This is a genomic window from Gilliamella sp. Nev6-6 (assembly GCF_001690605.1).
Taxonomy (GTDB): domain Bacteria; phylum Pseudomonadota; class Gammaproteobacteria; order Enterobacterales; family Orbaceae; genus Gilliamella; species Gilliamella apicola_C.
In genome coordinates this window covers 63,660-80,816 of the sequence record NZ_LZHP01000100.1, presented here as the reverse complement: position 1 = coordinate 80,816, position 17,157 = coordinate 63,660, and the positions used below count along the sequence as shown (strand labels likewise).

The following is a 17,157-nucleotide window of genomic DNA, read 5'->3' as shown; positions in this document are numbered from 1 at the left end:
TAACGCCTCACGATTAAAGTCATCGATGACATTGAATGTCCTAAAGCGACGTTGATTACGACTACTGTCACTCATAAAATCCATTGACCAACATTCACCTTGTTTATTGGGGACTAATAACCTTTCCGGGCATCGTGGAGGAATGCGTTTTTTACGCTTTACCCTGAGATTAAGCTTTAATTCACAATACACCCGATATACCCGTTTATGATTCCATTGATAGCCGAGCTTTCTGATACGATTAAAACATTTAGGAAAGCCCCAGCGTAAATGCCGGTCTGTGATAGCATTCAACACCGAAACAATCACCGAATCATCCTACAACTTAGGTTGATAATAGTAAGCACAACGGCTTAAACCAACAATGGCACAACTCATTGCAATAGTAACTGAATGATTTTGTTGTAGTTGCTGTGCCCATCTTTTACGTGCCTTGGTGGGCACTAAAGCTTTTTTATGATTTCTTCCTGAAGCTGGGATTTTAAGCTCAGTTCGGCAAACATCAGCTTAAGCTTGCGGTTTTCAGCCTCCAGCTCCTTTAAGCGTTTAATATCCGACGTTTCCATTCCGCCGTATTTTTCTCGCCATTTATAGACAGTTGAATTGCCCATGCCCTATTTACGGCACAGTTCTTTAACAGGAATACCCGCTTCAGCTTCTTTTAAAATAGCTACGATTTGATGTTCAGTCATTTTTTTCATAATTAAATCCCCTTTTCTTTTATCATAGAGAATTTTCTACTTTTTTGCTGTACTATTTTAGAAGATAGTTACAGACAATGCCCTAGTTATGTAGAAAAACGGAAAACACGTGGACATTGGGAGGGCGATATCATTATTAGCCGTCAAGACAAATAAGCGTTGGTGACGTTAGTTGAACGCAAAACTGGGATGGTATTAATTGGACGCTTCAATCAACGCACCATCTCTGAAGCGAGAGATATGATAATAAAATTACTCACACCGTTTAAAAAAAGGTTAAAAGCATCACCTTTGATAATGGCGCCGAATTTAATTATCATCGTGCTGTTAAATATTATTTAAACACCATCGTCTGTTTTGCTGAGCCATATCAAATCTGGCAAAAGGGCACAAATGAAAACACCAATGGCTTAATCCGTCAGTTTATACCTAAGTAATCGGCTATTTCATTAGTTGACAACGAACAGATAAAGAAAATTCAATATTTATTGAACTCACACCCAAGAAAGCGGCATAAGTTTAAAAGCCCAGCCTCCTTTTATTCTAAGGCGTTAAGACGAATTGCACTTCATGGTGTGAGCTAGGTTTCCTAGATTACAAAAAAAACAATAAAATCAATGACTTTTCTGAACGATTTTTAAGTAAATAATAAAAAGCAGATGCGTTTATTTTTGTAATATTTTAGGCAGGAGAAATAAGTATTATAAAGTATAAAATGAAGATAAATTGAAAGGTTATAATTGTAAATACACACGACTCACGTAAAAAAATTAAGCTTCTTATCTTATTATTCTATGAGCACTACTTTTCAATTCAGTAATAATTTTGCGCCACAAGTAAATAGTTAATGATAGCTGATACATTAGCTATCTGCCTTTTTTATTAATCAACTTATTAGAGATTTAAATTATTAAAAATATTGTAATTAGGTAACCCATGAAAATAGATAGCGAAATCAATATAGCTAAATCACAGTTTACCATTTTATATCTCCATATTTTACATTATGCTAACTCAACATCTAAAAAATTTATTATTTTTCCACTATCGTCAACATATGAAAGAGCAATACAATCAAATCCATCTGTAATAAGATCTTCCCATGAAATACTCCCACCATTAATCAGAAGAACCCTTCCATTTTCATCAAACTCATAATATTCTTTTTCCTCTTCGTAATCAATGTTGTATCCAATTTCGATAATAATTTGTGAAGCTGGAATTTCATATTTTTGCAGCGTACGATTATTTAAGGTCTCTTCATCAAAAGTATCACAAAACATATTGTTATAACCATGTTTAGCACCATCAAATAATAATATATCTTCTTTCGTAGATGGGTTTCGTGCTACAATCAATGTAGGAGCATCATTCGTATCGATAATATATAACTGCTCCTCTCTTGGTATTTCGCATAATTCACCATAATACCAAATTTCAAACAAATTGTTCCCGTTCTCGGAACAGAGCGCCATAGTTGTAAGACGATCCATTTTATAATCTTTAATATATCTTGCAAGATGTGTTGGAACTTTCATAACGTACTCTCTGTAATATTATGTTTAAACACAATTTACTTTTCAATATCGTGCAGTTTAAAACTATTATATTTCTTAATCAAGAATATAAGCATAAAAACATGGCGTGAATTATCATCAACAATTTCACCATTGAAAACGTTATTGAATTGAATATGAGTACAAAATTGTAAATACTCCGTCGCCGAATTGGTCGAATCATGTAAGAAAATGGATTAGTATTGTAACTCTCCCTAAAATAGTGCAAAAAAATGAAAAAAAATTTAGATATAAAAAACGACTCAGCTTACACAAGCATTTTGTGTTTTAATTTAATAATTTAGTTTTGTAAAAACGTTGAGGAGTGTATACCATTACATTGCAAATATCGTTGGCGATAAACATGGCCAACGATATATTTGTTCATTTAGTGAGAGTTGGTCGGTTTTGCTTGATGTGGCAGAATTAGATTTAACACAATCGCTAAGATACCACATAAACTGATACCTTGTAGAGCATACGATCCAAAATCAAAAATCATCCCACCAATCCCAAAAACTAAGACTAATGAGACAATACACATATTTCGAGGCACGGAAAGATCCACTTTGTGTTTAACTAAAATATTTATGCCTACTGATGCAATGGAACCAAACAATAGCACCATAATTCCCCCCATGACTACTGTTGGAATTGAACTTAAAAAAGCGCCTATCTTGCCAATAAAAGACATTAAAATGGCCCAAATTGCCGCCCATGTCATGACGCGAGTTTTAAAATTACGCGTTAACGTTACCGCACCAATTACTTCTGCATAAGTAATACAGGGTGGACCACCAAAAAATCCCGCTGTCGATGTTGCCAGTCCATCACCGAGTAATGTGCGCTGTAAGCCAGGATCACGCGTGTAATCTTTACCTGTGACAGTACTAATTGCCATAATATCACCCACATGTTCAATGGTTGGTGCAATCACAATTGGCAGCATATACAAAATGGCTTGCCAGTGAAATTCAGGAAATGTGAAATCAGGTACTTTAAACCATGGCGCATCAATCACCGGTTGAAAATTGACAATACCGAACATACAAGAAAGCGTATAACCAACCACAATACCCGAAATAATAGGTAATAATTTTAAAAATCCTTTTGCCCAAATAGCTACCACTAAAGTCGTTAATAATGATGCCATTGAAATAAGAATCAATTGATAATTTTCAGCTTGTAGTCCACTATTTTTACCCATTGCCATCCCAACGGTAACCGGCGCAAGCGATAAGCCAATAACCATAATAATTGGGCCTGTCACAACCGGCGGTAAAATGCGGTCAATAACATGGCTACCATTCATTTTGACTAAGAAAGCAAAAAACATAAAGACCAAACCCGCGGCAACTAAACCACCTAAAGTAGCGGGGATCCCCCACTGCGCAACGCCAAATGAGATAGGGGCAATAAACGCAAATGATGAAGCTAAAAATACCGGTACTTTACCTTTCGTGGTTAATTGAAATAATAAAGTACCTACTCCAGCAGTAAAAAGCGCTACATTGGGATTTAACCCAGTTAACAACGGTACTAATACCAATGCTCCAAATGCGACAAATAACATTTGTGCGCCAGTAAAAATATCCTGCCAAGAATGCTTATGCTGTGATGTTATATTTTCTGTTTTGTCTGTTGTGATGTTGCTCACATCTCGCCTCTCTTACTTAACTAAATTTTTTGTATAACTTGCCTGTTTGACAGGCATAAAAAAACCGGTTTAACCGGTCTAAAATTTGAGATTTTATTTTGTGCCGAATATTTTGTCTCCAGCATCCCCAAGTCCTGGTAGTATGTAGCCTTTTTCGTTCAACCTCTCATCAATTGATGCGGTATAAAGTTCAACATCAGGGTGAGCTTGTTCAAGTACTTTAATACCTTCTGGTGCAGCAACCAAAACTAATACTTTAATATTTTTACAACCTGCTTTTTTAAGCAGGTCGATTGTTGCCACCATTGAACCACCTGTTGCAAGCATTGGATCCACAACTAAAGCCATTCGTTCTTCAATATCAGATGTTAACTTTTGGAAATAAGGGACAGGTTCAAGAGTCTCTTCATTACGATAAAAACCAACAACGCTAATACGGGCACTTGGTATATGTTCAAGCACGCCATCCATCATACCTAAACCTGCGCGCAAGATAGGTACGACGGTAATTTTTTTACCTTTGATACGTTCAACTTCAACAGGCCCACACCAACCTTCTATCGTTACTTTTTCGGTAGGTAGATCAGCTGTTGCTTCATAAGTTAATAAACTGCCAACTTCACTGGCAAGATCACGAAATTCTTTGGTGCTAATGTCGTATTCACGCATTAATCCAATTTTATGACGGACAAGAGGGTGTTTTACTTCAACTATTTTCATGGAGGGCCTCAGTGTTATTTTCTATAATCGGTTAGTCGGTATAAATAACCACTGAGTGGCGATTTTAACATATATCTCACTCGATGAAAACCTAAAATCGACTGTCTTATAGACAACGTAAATCTTGATAAAAAAAGAAAAATAAAAAATTTAACGGTAAAAATCAGTTTTATTTTCATTTTTTTTTCATTAGAATAGCCGTCCCAAATAATTTATTTCAGCAATTAATTTAAAAAAAGGAATATAGGAATGAATTGGTTTATTGATGGCATTACAAAAAATTATGCAAATTTTAATGGACGAGCACGTCGTAAAGAATATTGGATGTACGTTTTGTTCAGTTCTATTTTAACTGTTATCGCAATAATCATTGATAAAATGATTGGAAGTCCTTTAGTGGTAACCCTTATCTTAACGTTGGCATTATTCCTTCCTAATTTAGCGGTTACTGTACGTCGCTTACATGATACAAGTAAATCAGGTTGGTGGGTTTTGTTACAATGTATTCCATACATTGGCGCTATTATTATAATTGTATTCTGCGTACTGGACTCAACACCAGGCAGCAACCAATACGGTGAAAACCCTAAAGGTTTATAATTTATTACTAATAACCTTATCATTAAACGTGGTAAGGTTAAATCATTATTAACATTATCTCCTATCTTTTAAATACTTTCTCCATCTAAATATTCAACTGGCAAATCAACCACTTTTCGATCAATCTTCTCGCCGTTGATTCGTTTTAATAACAGTTCAGCCGCAATCTTCCCCATTTCAATTCTTGGTGTTTGTATAGAAGCTAATTTAGGATTCATATATTGACCAATTTGATGCCCATGAAAGCCAACAATCGCTATCTGTTTTGGAACTTCAATACGCATTCGCTGGCACTCTAATAATACGCCCAAGGCCAAATCATCATTGGTACTAAAAATGCCATCAACGCAAGGTAATTCTGTTAAAATCTGATGCAAAAATCGTGCGCCTAACTCATAAGATGACGCTTCTTTAGTTGCTAATGTTCGTGGATTTAATCCCGCTTCTTGCATTGCCTGTTCATAGCCTTGTTGACGAATAATACTTCGTTGATCTTGCCTTGCGCTAAAATAAACAATATTACGACGCCCTTTATCTATCATACGATGAATCATATTTTTCGTTGCAGTAAAATTATCAAATCCGACAGCCATATCAAGACAAGGTGAAACACTGTCCATAATTTCAACCACAGGAACACCCGAAATTTCAATCATCTTTAATGTTGCTGGAGTATGCGTTCTTTCCGTTAAAATTAACCCGTCAATATTATAAGAAAGTAATGAGCGTAAACGTAACTCTTCTTTGTCAGCACTGTATCCGGTATGGGTGATCATGGTTTGATATCCTCTTACATCAGTCACCATCTCAATACCTTTTAAAATATCGGCGAAAACCTGATTGGTTAAAGAAGGGAACACAATACCAATAGCATTACTTTTAGCGTTAGACAGCATATCGGGTGCTTTATTGGGAATATATCCTAGCTTATCTATCGCTGCTGAAATTTGTAATTGGAGTGGTTTTGATACAAGGTTAGGATCACGTAGAAAACGACTGACTGTCATTTTACTTATCCCAATTAAATTGGCAATTTCTTGCAAACTTGTTCGACGTCTTTTATTACTCATTCACTTTTTCCGGTAGCTTTGGCTGCCAATCTATAGCAGTTTTACCTTGCTGTATAATTAGATCATTTGCTTTGGAAAAATGCTTACAGCCCAAAAAACCTCGATGGGCGGATAACGGCGATGGATGTACTGAAGTTAATACATGATGTTTTTGGCGATTAATAAACTGCCCTTTTTTTTGCGCAGGAGACCCCCACAATAAAAAAACCACTCCTTCAAGATATTGATCGATTGCTGCTATCACATGGTCAGTAAAAGTTTCCCAACCTATTTTTGCATGAGAATGGGCTTGTCCTGCTTCAACCGTTAGCACGTTGTTTAATAATAATACACCTTGAGTTGCCCAAGAGGCTAAATAACCATGAGAAGGAATCTTAAAATGTTCAATATCTGCTGATAATTCTTTATAGATATTCAATAACGATGGGGGTGGCTTAATTCCTGGTAAAACAGAAAATGAAAGTCCGTGTGCTTGATTAGGGCCATGATAAGGATCTTGCCCTAAAATCACCACTTTAATTTGATTAAATGGCGTAAAACGAAATGCATTAAACACATCATGCTGTGGTGGATAAATAATTTTACCTTTCGCCCGCTCAGATGCCACAAATTGCATTATTTGTTGAAAATAGGGCTTTTCTTTTTCAGCGCCAATAACATCATGCCATGTTAATTGATTATTCATACAATACCTATGTTCTAATTTTATATGACTCAACAACACTATTTGCTGATTGCAATAATTATACCTAAAAATCATAATAAACCTAATGCTAATGAGCTTAAGGTTCACTAAACCAAAATATTTATTTAAATATAAAATGTTGCTTTATTGCTCAAGATAGCAATGCTAATAAAATATTCTTATAATACTTCCAATTACGCTACACTTTACACTAAATAAAGTATTATGTTATCTACCCTTATGTTTAGATAATACAAATGTATAGTTAATAAATTTAAAAGAATTAATGCGATAAATAGATTTTCAGGGACATAGAAAAAATACTAACTAAAGGTATTACTTATTGAATTGATAGCTTTTTTTGACTTTAATCAAATTTTGAAAGTGCTATATTAACCCTAATTATTTTAGGGCAATAAGGCCCCGTTAGGAGGATTTAAAATGATTACAGGTATCCAAATTACTAAAGCAGACAATGCAGCACTTCTTAACTCTTTTTGGTTATTAGATGACGCTACTAAAGAAGCTCGTTGTGTGGCAGCTAAATCAGTTTATAAAGAAGATCAAGTTATCCCAACTGCCGAATTAGGTCAATTCGAATATCGTGAAGTTCCATTAGATGTTGCACCAACCATCAAAGTTGAAGGTGGTCAACACTTAAATGTTAACGTTCTTCGTCGTGAAACTTTAGAAGATGCAGTAAAAAATCCAGAAAAATACCCACAATTAACAATTCGTGTTTCTGGATATGCAGTGCGTTTTAACTCGTTAACTGCAGAACAACAACGCGACGTTATTGCTCGTACATTTACAACGAAAATTTAATTAAATTGAGTTCAAGTTTTATAAAAGATAATCTAAGTAATTAGGTTATCTTTTTTTATGACTTAAATATAACAATATACTAACGCAATAGTTATTAGTGAGGAAAAGTATCCATTAATCGTAGATACTTTTTATGCTTGATGACATTCAGCCCAACGTAAGTACTGTCGCCAGAAAGGATCGAACTCGCATTCAATTTTAACGGATAATGTATTATATCGGTTTGTTATTTGTTGTACTAACTGAAGTGCTGAGTGTTTATTTCCTACATGCCATAACATATTCCTTATACCTTGACTAAAACTGTTTTGACAATGAATACCTCGCTCATCAGCACATAAAGCAAGATTGATAGCATCTTCTAATTCATAAACAAGTGAAAGAGTCTCTTTGCTATCAATATCAACGATAACATTAAGTGCATAACAATAATTTTCATGCCCTACCAAAGAATTAGCCGCTTCATTACGATGCACTAGCATTTTAAGATCAGTTAATTCAAATACAATCCATTGATCCTCTTGAGCATTAAGTACACCTGTGTGTTTTAAATCTTCTTTCCATAATCGATCAAAAATAGTGACAAATTGGTTAGCAGGAATTGTAGCAGCATTGTGATCTGTCTTTAAAAACTCAATAGATTCTACTCTGACAGCAAAATCATATTCACCCAATAGATGATCGAGATAAATCAATGCCATCGTTTCTGCTTGTTTTACCATATCTTCTGGGACAGTCTTAGCAAACATAATACCGATAGATATTTTACGATAACTTTCTTTATATTGAATTAATAAATCAGTTGCGCCTAATGAGAAAGAACTCTCTTTAGATTTTATAACAAATGTATCTACATTATTAATACGCTGACGAAATGCTTCTACTTCGAAAAACTGAAGATCAGGTGCTTGTCGGGTAATTTCCATTACATACTCGAATCGATCAATTTTTCCATTTGTGGTAAAAATAATTTTATGCTTTTTAGTATCCCCTATAGTAATTTCAGCAATTACATCTAACTGATTTTCATCTAATAGCTTATTGATATTTTTCATTATATCGATAAGTTCAAGTTCATTAAGAGATTGTTCAGATTTTTTTACCTGTCGCCAAAAGTCCTGAATTATCACACTTAAATGATTTTGTGAGCTTTGTTGCTCTTTTGGCATGTCTTTAATATTAGGCGGTGATTTTTTCCAAAACTTTTTAAAAAACATATATATTATTCCCTTCATGTCATTAAAATCATACAAAACTAATATTAATAATTTAACTAATGTATACTATATTCATTTAAAGTTAATAACTATCGATTATCTAATAAGATTATTAATGAAAATATTGTTGCAAGGAAACTTTATTTTATCAAAGTAGAAAAACTAAAAATATTTAAATTAAAAAATGTTATATAATTTAAATGCGAGATTAGTAACCTAATCTCGCTATTATTTCAGCTGTGATTTTTTTATTCAAAAAACTTTTTCACTTTGTCAAAAAAGCTTTTTTCTTTGGGACTGTGTTTAGAACTTTTGTCAGCTTTAAAGCTTTCAGCCAATTCTTTTAGCAATTCTTTTTGCTTGCTTGTTAAGTTGACTGGTGTTTCAACCACAACATGACAGTAAAGATCACCGATAGTGCTACCGCGCAACGATTTAATGCCTTTACCACGTAGTCGGAACATTTTTCCTGTTTGTGTTTCAGCAGGAATTGTTAAGCTGACCTTACCATTAAGCGTTGGTACTTCAACTTCCCCGCCAAGTGATGCGAGTGCAATATTAATCGGGATTTCACAATGCAGGTTTGTACCATCTCGCTCAAAAATAGCATGTGGTTTAACTTGCATTTGTACATATAAATCGCCTGCAGGTGCTCCGTTTAAACCTGCTTCACCTTCGCCAGAAAGTCGAATACGATTACCTGTATCAACACCGGATGGAATAGTAACAGAAAGTGTTTTCGTTTTTTGTACACGACCTTCACCATGACACTTTTTACATGGATTTTTTACAACTTTTCCTCGCCCATGACAAGTTGGGCACTCTTGTTGCACGGCAAAAAAACCTTGTCGCATTTGTACAACACCTGAACCATGACAAGTATTACACGTCACCACATCCGATGATTTTTCAGCTCCTTGTCCATGGCAAGTATCACAACTTACCCAAGTTGGTACTTTAATTTCTTTACTAACACCGGCTGCGGCTTCTTCTAATGTTAGGGTGATATTGTATTGTAAGTCATTACCTCGAGAAGTGGTTTGACTACGCCCTCTACCTCCACCAAAAAAATCACTGAATATATCGTCAAATGCTCCACCACCAAAACCACCAAATCCGCCAAAACCACCAGATCCTGCTCCTTGCCCCTGTTCAAATGCCGCATGACCATATTGATCATAAGCCGCCTTTTTTTGCGGATCAGTTAGGATTTCGTAGGCTTCTTTTACTTCTTTGAATTTTGCTTCAGCTTCGTCTTTATTATCCTGGTTTTTATCAGGATGATATTTCATGGCTAGACGTTTATAGGCTTTTTTTATCTCGCTTTCACTAGCACTTTTACTAACGCCTAATGTTTCATAATAATCTTTCTTCGCCATAATTAACCTTTATTTTTGTTTCTTTTCATAAAGAACTAAACGGGCTTGAGTTACCTCGCGCCCGTTTAACTTGTTATATGTTTAAAACTTGTTGAAATAACTCATTAAAAAACATTTTAGTTAATGTCTATTTTTTATCATCATCAACTTCTTTGAAGTCTGCATCAACAACATCATCTTGCGCAGTAGAGCTTCCGCTATTTGCTTGACCCGCACCTTGAGCTGCTTGGGCTTGTTGTTGTGCTAATTCAAGCAATTTTTTAGATGCCTCCATTAATGCATTAATTTTTGCTTCAATTTCTGCTTTATCTTCGCCACGAGCGGCAACTTCTAAAGCGCTTACGGCATCTTCAATTGCTTTTTTATCATCAGCTGATAACTGATCACCAGCTTCAGTCACTTGTTTACGTGTTGAGTGAACAAGATGATCGGCTTGGTTACGAGTTTGAGCTAGTTCTTCAAATTTACGGTCTGCATCAGCATTAGCTTCCGCATCATTTACCATTTTTTGAATCTCTTCTTCGCTTAATCCTGAAGAGGCTTTAATCGTAATTTTTTGCTCGCGTCCTGTATTTTTGTCTTTTGCCGATACATGTAAAATACCATCAGCATCAATATCAAATGTCACTTCAATTTGTGGCATACCACGTGGTGCAGGTTGAATACCATCTAGATTGAATTGACCTAATGATTTATTATCACCCGCACGTTTACGCTCACCTTGTAATACATGAATAGTTACGGCTGATTGATTATCTTCAGCAGTTGAGAACACTTGGCTATGTTTAGTTGGGATAGTTGTGTTCTTTTCAATTAACGCTGTCATCACACCACCCATAGTCTCAATACCTAAAGACAATGGTGTAACATCAAGTAATAAAACATCTTTAACATCACCGCCAAGTACACCACCTTGAACAGCAGCACCAACAGCAACCGCTTCATCAGGGTTTACATCTTTACGTGGCTCTTTACCAAAGAAGTCAGCAACCGCTTTTTGAACCATTGGCATACGTGTTTGGCCACCAACAAGAATAACGTCTTTAATGTCAGAAACAGAAAGACCTGCATCTTGTAATGCTGTTTTTACAGGATCCATTGAGCGTTTAACCAAATCTTCAACTAAAGACTCAAGTTTTGCACGTGTTACTTTAATATTTAAATGTTTTGGACCGCTTGCATCAGCTGTAATATACGGTAGATTAATATCTGTTTGTTGAGCAGATGATAATTCAATTTTTGCTTTTTCTGCTGCTTCTTTCAAGCGTTGCATAGCAAGTGGATCATTTTTCAAATCAAAGTTTTGTTCACGTTTAAATTCGTCAACTAAATAATTGATTAAGCGTGAGTCGAAATCTTCACCACCTAAGTGTGTATCACCATTTGTTGCTAATACTTCAAAGGTTTTTTCACCATCAACATCGTCGATTTCGATGATTGAGATATCAAATGTACCACCACCAAGGTCATAAACAGCGATAGTGCGGTTGCCGACATCTTTGTCTAAACCATAAGCGAGTGCTGCAGCTGTTGGTTCGTTGATAATGCGTTTAACATCAAGCCCAGCAATACGGCCTGCATCTTTAGTTGCTTGGCGTTGTGCATCATTAAAATAAGCTGGAACTGTAATTACTGCTTCAGTAACAGCTTCGCCAAGATAGTCTTCTGCTGTTTTTTTCATTTTCTTTAATACTTCAGCAGAAATTTGTGGTGGTGCAATTTTTTGACCTTTAACATCAACCCATGCATCGCCATTATCTGCTTTCACAATTTTATATGGCATGATGCTAACATCACGTTGCACTTCAGCATCTTCAAAACGACGGCCAATTAAACGCTTAATGGCAAATAGTGTATTTTGTGGATTGGTTACAGCTTGGCGTTTTGCTGGTTGACCAACTAATGTTTCACCATCTTGGGTATAAGCAATAATCGAAGGAGTTGTGCGATCGCCTTCTGCATTTTCTAATACTTTTGCTTGACCATTGTCCATTACAGCAACACATGAGTTTGTTGTTCCTAAGTCAATACCAATAATTTTACCCATAATTTATTCTCCTAAAAATCTGTAATTTATTCCTTGTATATAGGGTTTAAATATGAATTTTCAAGCCCTTAATTTCACAAAGAAATGTTTTTGTTTTCACATAAATGGGAACATTATTATTAATATCAAGGGGCGATAAAAAATAATTTTTCCTGAAATCTTGATTATCGCGTTTTCTGCACTTATTATTGCCGCTCTTTTTAATCATCAAACTTAATTTATAGGATCCTTATGGAACAAACAAAACTTGCAAATCCTGGCCCACTTGGTTTAATGGGATTTGGTATGACAACAATTTTATTAAATATTCATAATGCTGGATTTTTCCCAGCTATGACAGTTATTGTCTCAATGGGTATTTTTTATGGTGGTCTTGCGCAAGTCATTGCTGGCATTTTAGAATTTCGAAAAGGCAATACGTTTGGTACAACAGCATTTACTTCTTATGGTTTCTTTTGGATTGCGTTAGTGGGTATTTGGTATTTACCAACTTCATCAGCGACAGCACCATCTGATGCAACTTTTGTTGGTATTTTTCTTGCTTTATGGGGCATTTTTACTGGGTTTATGTTTATTGGTACATTAAAAGGTAATAGAGCATTACAATTTGTTTTTGCGAGTTTAACCATTTTATTTGCTTTATTAGCTATTGGTAATATTTCAGGTAATCATAGTATTATTCATATTGCTGGTTTTGAAGGCATTATTTGTGGAGCAAGTGCCGTTTATTTGGCAATGGCAGAAGTGATTAATGAGCAATTTGGTCGTACTATTTTACCGATTGGTGCACCAAAAGGCGTTGCGCATTAATTGATGTATCACCCCTACCTAATTATTTTGGTTGGGGTGATTTCTTATCTTCACAATAACGTTACCTCTACTATTTATCATTATTGCTACTTATCAATGCTCGACTTATTTCAAGCAGGGATTGAGTATGTTTGTTTATCACTTTATCCGACAAGTAGTTATCTTTTGCGCTATGGGCATTTTTTATAACAATTTTACCATTTTCATCTATATCACCCGATGTGATCATGATGTAATTAGGTAGTTGTGTTTCCATTTTGTCACTGTAAAAAGTAATATTTTTTAGTTGTAGATTTGATTGTTGCGGTTTTAGAAATATTAACTTGTTACCATTGCCAATACTATCGATAAAAATAAATTTTTTGTTTTTCATTTGGTTAGAATAGTTTTCCAACATTTTTAAACCATATTGGTTACTATTGCCACCATCACATAAAACAAAAGCTATTTTTTTCTTCTCTTTTTTATTAAGTTTATTAATTAAATTTATGATGGTAATAATGCTTGATGAATTACAAACAAAGTTCTTTTGGTTAGGAATGCCACTTTTAAATTTAAAGACGAAAAAAAATAACAAAACCGTTGAAATAATTGAGCCAACGCCTGAAATACTAAAAAAACCTTGAGTACGGATATCAGGAATAAAAACAAAATAATTTAGTATCAATGAAGCAATGAATAAAATAATGATTGGCGCAATACTGATAAAGTAACTTAATTTACTAAATTGTGGAGAAAATGCGTATTTTTTTTGAAAATTAAAGTTATTAACGCCAGTATCGTAATAAGTGCAAATAATTAATTCAGCTTTATTGAAATCACCAATATAAGCATTGTAATAGTTTTCATATCGTCTTGTTGCTAATTTCAACTTGGCTAGTTTAGCATCAACCATATAGCCTAATTGAATTAGTTCTTTAGATATCACTCTTAAAAAAGCAATCTTTTGTTTAGCAGAAAATCGTTTACCAAATATGACACAGTATCGGAGCACAAGATCTTTAAGTATTTCCATTATTAATAAACTATTTAGATATAAAAATTAAACATTATAGTGAATATGACTTTGTTAATCATATTCACTATACACTTGATAATATTATCAATTAGCAAAATTAAACTAATTAATAATCATCCTCATTCTGAGATTGGTTGGAATGAGTAATATTAGCAATAGCGTCTTGAATATTATCATGACCCGCCTCAAGACACTCTTTGGCTAATTCTTGTACTGACAATGAGTCTCTATTACATACCGCATTAATTACCATTGGTAAGCTCATGCCGGTAATAACTCTAACATCCATACCCAATTCACGCCATTGAGGCACGCATCTCATTGAAGCATTGTAAGGAGAGGCTCCATATAGATCGACAAAAATTAAGACTCCTTTGCCTGAATCTAAAGATTTTGAACAATTAAATAGATCCGTTTTTAATTGATTAATATCTTGCCCTGGATTAAGTGATAGTGTTTCAAATTTGTCTTGTTCCCCAACTATCATTGTTACACTATCTTTCATTCCCGCAGCCATGTTGCCATGGCTAATTAATAAGACACCTATCATTTTTACCTTCCTATATTACTCAAACATTTTGATTGCTTCATTTAATGTTATTTTTTTCAATGAAGGCGTTGCTTGAAAGTAGATATCCATATCTGGGTAACTATTTTGTAAATCGATCAATAGATCAAGTTGCTCTTTGTTTATCGATACTTCTTTAATTATTGATGTTGCCCCAGGTACTAGCGGTAAACCTCCAATATTTAGGTTTGTTATTGGTACGCCTGCTTTAATGATTTTATACATTACTTCAATATTTTTAGTAAGTAAGATAACATTAAAGTCATCGTACTTACGATCATTCCAATATCTTACAGCACCATCTTCTTTTAGTACTCTGATTTTATGTCCAGTGCTAGCTCCGGCGCCTAGAATGATATTTTTTGTGAATTCGTCATTTGCTGAATAGTCATCTGCAACAAATAAAGCATTAGCACCAGCCGCTTTAGAAACATTAGTTGCAACTTGACCATGAATAAGACGACTATCCACTCGAGCTAAAACAACTTTTCCCATAATTTAAAACCTCTTTTTTAATTATTTTATAAAATACCAATTGCTGCTAAAACACCAAGTATAATGGTTAATCCTACTAATGCTCTGGTTACTTTTAAACCTTTTTGGGAGAAATAAAAATACAATCCCATTACAACAATGAGGGGTAACGCACCAGGTAGAATCTTATCTAATGTATCTTGTATAACAAAATCTTTGCCTGATAAGGTAAATTTTAAACTTGAGGATACTTTAATATAGCTAGCTGCTAAGATGCCCATCATAAATAAACCTAAAATAGATAAGCCTTCGATAAGCATCTGCATTTTGTTACCCACAACTTCTGTCGCAGCGTTTCTTCCTAATTTAAATCCTAGTTGAGCAAAATAATAGCCTACAAAAAGTTGGTAGATTACAAAGGCAAAGAAGGGGAATAATGCACCAATAGCCAATCCTTCTTGTGCCCAAGGGAGTGCAATTGCAATAAAAATATATTGTATTGTACCAGAATCAATAGCATCACCAATGCCAGCTAAAGCCCCCATTAAACCTGCTTTAGTGTTATAAAGTACGTCATTATCAATACTGATAGGTTTATTTTGATAAACTTCATCGGCTCTAACAGATTCAAGTGAGGCCATAATTCCCGAAATTGTCCCACCACCCCATGTTATTTGCGTATTAAAGAACAATAAATGTCTTTGATAGGCAGCAGCAAGTTCACTTTTTGATTTGTATAGTTTTTTAAGAATTGGCATTAATCCCCACATTAAAGATGCAGCAAGATAACGATCAAATGAGTGTGGGATTTCATTTGCGTAATACCATCGTAACCAAGCAATTGTGATATCCTTTTTCGTGATTGCTTCTGGCTTTAGATCAATACTTTCTTGTACGATTTCTGTCATTATAATATTCCTCTATCTAGTTTATTAATCGAATAACTACAGATTAATAATCGTCATCATCTTGATTGTTATTATTGGGATTATTTCTAGGTTGCTCTGCCGCACAATTCACTGCTTCACTTTTTGCTAAAACAAAAATAAATGCAACAATAGCGCCAACAATGGCGTAGGTTACCATTGTTACATTAAGTGGTTTTGCAATTACCGCAATAAAATAAGCCAATAAGAAGAATATGATGTAACTCTTTTTACCAATCACATAAATGGTTAATGCAATACCAACAGCTGCCAGCCCACCACCTATAACATTAAGGATATGAAAAACAAGTCCACCAGCATTTGATTTAATTACATCGGCAATAATCGGCGCACCAAAGTATAATGCGACAAACATAAATGGTATAAATAAAGCACAGCTACAAATAATGGGTAGTATGATTATGGAGAAAGTTAATTTTGAACTATTGGCTTCTTGCGCATATTTTTCAGTTAATTTCATAATCATAGTATTAAAGAAAAATCGTAGTTGATATAAATAAGAGCCTAATAAACCTACAGGGACAGCGACCGCAACAGCAGCTGTTGGTTCCATTTTTCCAAGTAATGCAACAGGAACAGCAACTGCTGTAGCAATGGAAGGCTCTGATGGCATTTGACCACCAGGAGAAAAGACACCCATATAAATTAGCTGTATTGCAGCTGTTGTTATCATTGCATTTGCAATATCATTAAATACAACACCAACAATTAAACCTGTCATCATTGGAGTAAATCTTAACGTTAATGTTGCTCCCCCCAATCCCCGTGACATTACCATCGCAACCCATACAGAAATAATCGCTGCCTGCAGAAAAGTTACATGCATTTCTGGCATATATAAACTCCTTAATGTTTTTTATTATTACTTAATAATTAAAAATAA

General features: G+C 34.6%; 19 protein-coding genes. 3 read left to right on the top strand and 16 right to left on the bottom strand.

Translation table 11 applies throughout. The features are described 5' to 3' along the window. From A9G42_RS13460 to upp, 6 genes are all read right to left on the bottom strand, one after another. Positions 1–309 (bottom strand): IS3 family transposase (locus A9G42_RS13460; protein ID WP_143426172.1); only part of this gene is annotated, 309 nt, incomplete at its 3' end. A 9-nt stretch (positions 310–318) separates the two neighbouring features. Further along, a complete protein-coding gene (locus A9G42_RS14450; RefSeq protein ID WP_257006350.1) occupies positions 319–444 on the bottom strand; it encodes a hypothetical protein in 126 nt (41 codons plus the stop codon). Further along, the gene (locus A9G42_RS13735; protein WP_143426171.1) at positions 444–611 is read right to left on the bottom strand and encodes a transposase; all 168 of its coding nucleotides are present in this window, start codon (positions 609–611) and stop codon (positions 444–446) included. The genes A9G42_RS14450 and A9G42_RS13735 overlap by 1 nt, the downstream gene beginning before the upstream one ends. 1,094 nt (positions 612–1,705) lie before the next feature. Then, the gene (locus tag A9G42_RS12640; protein WP_065653586.1) at positions 1,706–2,239 is read right to left on the bottom strand and encodes a hypothetical protein; all 534 of its coding nucleotides are present in this window, start codon (positions 2,237–2,239) and stop codon (positions 1,706–1,708) included. Positions 2,240–2,645: 406 nt separating this feature from the next. After that, positions 2,646–3,914, bottom strand: coding sequence for a uracil-xanthine permease family protein (locus tag A9G42_RS12635; protein WP_218837647.1), 1,269 nt, complete (start codon positions 3,912–3,914; stop codon positions 2,646–2,648). A gap of 93 nt (positions 3,915–4,007) precedes the next feature. Then, complete coding sequence (gene upp, locus A9G42_RS12630; protein WP_065566110.1) at positions 4,008–4,634, bottom strand: uracil phosphoribosyltransferase; 627 nt, start codon at positions 4,632–4,634, stop codon at positions 4,008–4,010. 249 nt (positions 4,635–4,883) lie between these two features. Here upp and A9G42_RS12625 point away from each other — a divergent pair, with 249 nt between their 5' ends. Beyond that, a complete protein-coding gene (locus A9G42_RS12625) occupies positions 4,884–5,234 on the top strand; it encodes a DUF805 domain-containing protein (RefSeq protein WP_065587984.1) in 351 nt (116 codons plus the stop codon). A 68-nt stretch (positions 5,235–5,302) separates the two neighbouring features. Here A9G42_RS12625 and gntR read toward each other — a convergent pair whose 3' ends face one another. Together gntR and ung are read right to left on the bottom strand one after the other, a co-directional pair. Further along, the gene (gntR, locus tag A9G42_RS12620) at positions 5,303–6,304 is read right to left on the bottom strand and encodes a gluconate operon transcriptional repressor GntR (RefSeq protein ID WP_065583210.1); all 1,002 of its coding nucleotides are present in this window, start codon (positions 6,302–6,304) and stop codon (positions 5,303–5,305) included. Next, entirely contained in the window at positions 6,297–6,989 is a 693-nt protein-coding gene (ung, locus tag A9G42_RS12615; protein WP_065583211.1) for a uracil-DNA glycosylase, read from the bottom strand. Before ung ends, gntR begins: the two co-directional genes overlap by 8 nt. Before the next feature lie 441 nt (positions 6,990–7,430). Here ung and grcA point away from each other — a divergent pair, with 441 nt between their 5' ends. Continuing rightward, positions 7,431–7,814: an autonomous glycyl radical cofactor GrcA gene (grcA, locus tag A9G42_RS12610; protein ID WP_065566106.1), complete on the top strand. Its 384-nt coding sequence runs from the start codon at positions 7,431–7,433 to the stop codon at positions 7,812–7,814. A 131-nt stretch (positions 7,815–7,945) separates the two neighbouring features. Here the strand turns inward: grcA and A9G42_RS12605 are convergent, their stop codons facing one another. The 3 genes from A9G42_RS12605 to dnaK form a co-directional block, all read right to left on the bottom strand. Further along, the gene (locus tag A9G42_RS12605; protein ID WP_065653585.1) at positions 7,946–9,031 is read right to left on the bottom strand and encodes a hypothetical protein; all 1,086 of its coding nucleotides are present in this window, start codon (positions 9,029–9,031) and stop codon (positions 7,946–7,948) included. Positions 9,032–9,279: 248 nt separating this feature from the next. Continuing rightward, positions 9,280–10,410, bottom strand: coding sequence for a molecular chaperone DnaJ (dnaJ, locus tag A9G42_RS12600; protein ID WP_065653584.1), 1,131 nt, complete (start codon positions 10,408–10,410; stop codon positions 9,280–9,282). A 127-nt stretch (positions 10,411–10,537) separates the two neighbouring features. Further along, positions 10,538–12,457, bottom strand: coding sequence for a molecular chaperone DnaK (gene dnaK, locus A9G42_RS12595; protein ID WP_065653583.1), 1,920 nt, complete (start codon positions 12,455–12,457; stop codon positions 10,538–10,540). A 231-nt stretch (positions 12,458–12,688) separates the two neighbouring features. Here dnaK and satP point away from each other — a divergent pair, with 231 nt between their 5' ends. After that, on the top strand, positions 12,689–13,267 hold the full coding sequence (gene satP, locus A9G42_RS12590; protein ID WP_065653582.1) for an acetate uptake transporter: 579 nt from the start codon (positions 12,689–12,691) through the stop codon (positions 13,265–13,267). Positions 13,268–13,337: 70 nt separating this feature from the next. Here satP and A9G42_RS12585 read toward each other — a convergent pair whose 3' ends face one another. From A9G42_RS12585 to A9G42_RS12565, 5 genes are all read right to left on the bottom strand, one after another. Then, positions 13,338–14,282 (bottom strand): hypothetical protein, encoded by a 945-nt coding sequence (locus tag A9G42_RS12585; RefSeq protein ID WP_065583216.1) that lies wholly within the window; start codon positions 14,280–14,282, stop codon positions 13,338–13,340. A gap of 109 nt (positions 14,283–14,391) precedes the next feature. After that, positions 14,392–14,835: a PTS sugar transporter subunit IIA gene (locus tag A9G42_RS12580; RefSeq protein ID WP_065583217.1), complete on the bottom strand. Its 444-nt coding sequence runs from the start codon at positions 14,833–14,835 to the stop codon at positions 14,392–14,394. Positions 14,836–14,850: 15 nt separating this feature from the next. Then, positions 14,851–15,348, bottom strand: coding sequence for a PTS system mannose/fructose/N-acetylgalactosamine-transporter subunit IIB (locus A9G42_RS12575; protein ID WP_065559971.1), 498 nt, complete (start codon positions 15,346–15,348; stop codon positions 14,851–14,853). A 26-nt stretch (positions 15,349–15,374) separates the two neighbouring features. Next, complete coding sequence (locus A9G42_RS12570) at positions 15,375–16,235, bottom strand: PTS system mannose/fructose/sorbose family transporter subunit IID (RefSeq protein ID WP_065583218.1); 861 nt, start codon at positions 16,233–16,235, stop codon at positions 15,375–15,377. A 43-nt stretch (positions 16,236–16,278) separates the two neighbouring features. After that, a complete protein-coding gene (locus A9G42_RS12565) occupies positions 16,279–17,100 on the bottom strand; it encodes a PTS sugar transporter subunit IIC (RefSeq protein ID WP_081295699.1) in 822 nt (273 codons plus the stop codon). Between the last annotated feature and the right edge of the window lie 57 nt (positions 17,101–17,157).

Excerpts from the sequence above, each read along its gene's own strand:
- A9G42_RS13735 (WP_143426171.1), bottom strand. The coding sequence starts at position 611 with ATGGGCAATTCAACTGTCTATAAATGGCGAGAAAAATACGGCGGAATG.
- A9G42_RS12640 (WP_065653586.1), bottom strand. The coding sequence starts at position 2,239 with ATGAAAGTTCCAACACATCTTGCAAGATATATTAAAGATTATAAAATG.
- upp (WP_065566110.1), bottom strand. The coding sequence starts at position 4,634 with ATGAAAATAGTTGAAGTAAAACACCCTCTTGTCCGTCATAAAATTGGA.
- A9G42_RS12625 (WP_065587984.1), top strand. The coding sequence starts at position 4,884 with ATGAATTGGTTTATTGATGGCATTACAAAAAATTATGCAAATTTTAAT.
- gntR (WP_065583210.1), bottom strand. The coding sequence starts at position 6,304 with ATGAGTAATAAAAGACGTCGAACAAGTTTGCAAGAAATTGCCAATTTA.
- ung (WP_065583211.1), bottom strand. The coding sequence starts at position 6,989 with ATGAATAATCAATTAACATGGCATGATGTTATTGGCGCTGAAAAAGAA.
- grcA (WP_065566106.1), top strand. The coding sequence starts at position 7,431 with ATGATTACAGGTATCCAAATTACTAAAGCAGACAATGCAGCACTTCTT.
- A9G42_RS12605 (WP_065653585.1), bottom strand. The coding sequence starts at position 9,031 with ATGTTTTTTAAAAAGTTTTGGAAAAAATCACCGCCTAATATTAAAGAC.
- dnaJ (WP_065653584.1), bottom strand. The coding sequence starts at position 10,410 with ATGGCGAAGAAAGATTATTATGAAACATTAGGCGTTAGTAAAAGTGCT.
- dnaK (WP_065653583.1), bottom strand. The coding sequence starts at position 12,457 with ATGGGTAAAATTATTGGTATTGACTTAGGAACAACAAACTCATGTGTT.
- satP (WP_065653582.1), top strand. The coding sequence starts at position 12,689 with ATGGAACAAACAAAACTTGCAAATCCTGGCCCACTTGGTTTAATGGGA.
- A9G42_RS12585 (WP_065583216.1), bottom strand. The coding sequence starts at position 14,282 with ATGGAAATACTTAAAGATCTTGTGCTCCGATACTGTGTCATATTTGGT.
- A9G42_RS12580 (WP_065583217.1), bottom strand. The coding sequence starts at position 14,835 with ATGATAGGTGTCTTATTAATTAGCCATGGCAACATGGCTGCGGGAATG.
- A9G42_RS12575 (WP_065559971.1), bottom strand. The coding sequence starts at position 15,348 with ATGGGAAAAGTTGTTTTAGCTCGAGTGGATAGTCGTCTTATTCATGGT.
- A9G42_RS12570 (WP_065583218.1), bottom strand. The coding sequence starts at position 16,235 with ATGACAGAAATCGTACAAGAAAGTATTGATCTAAAGCCAGAAGCAATC.
- A9G42_RS12565 (WP_081295699.1), bottom strand. The coding sequence starts at position 17,100 with ATGCATGTAACTTTTCTGCAGGCAGCGATTATTTCTGTATGGGTTGCG.